Source organism: Priestia sp. P5_B4 (assembly GCF_056400385.1).
In genome coordinates this window covers 1-564 of sequence record NZ_JBFULJ010001487.1, presented here as the reverse complement: position 1 = coordinate 564, position 564 = coordinate 1, and the positions used below count along the sequence as shown (strand labels likewise).

The window sequence follows — 564 nt, the reverse complement described above, 5'->3', positions numbered from 1 at the left end:
CTTCTTCTTCAGTCAGCTCTGGCATTTGAAATCGTAAAATATGCAGGAGCCCTGTACTTAATGTACTTAGGAATCTCTGCTTTTCTTTCTAAAAAAACCGATACAGTTTCTCCTATAAAAGAGGAGAAGTCAAAAGAAACATCCGCTTTTCGTCAAGGTCTTGTCTCAAACGTCCTTAATCCAAAAGTGGCGGTGTTTTTCTTAACTTTTTTACCTCAATTTGTTCAAAGTCATCAAAACGTAACGCTTCAATTACTTCTGATGGGAATAACCTATACGATCCTTGCTATCACGTGGTTTTTCGTATTCGTCTTTTTTATTAACTATTTACGAAAATGGCTCACAACACCTAGCGTTCAGCGCTTTATGGATAAAGCAACGGGCGTCGTGTTAATTGGGTTTGGATTAAAGCTTGCTTTTGAAAAACATAAATAACAAAAGTATGTTAGTTGAAGAAAGTTCCAAACGAGTTTGATTCTTGATGGAGAATTAAACTCATTTGGATTTTTTTATTGTGATAGTGAACGTAGGTCTAATCAGGTGCTTCTAGCTATTGATTGGAGG

Annotated in this window: 1 protein-coding gene; it reads left to right on the top strand. The window is 36.2% G+C overall.

All coding sequences use genetic code 11. The features are described 5' to 3' along the window. On the top strand, nucleotides 1–435 hold a 435-nt coding region (locus AC1DRF_RS31760; protein ID WP_477742796.1), incomplete at its 5' end, for a LysE family translocator. Nucleotides 436–564 lie beyond the last annotated feature (129 nt).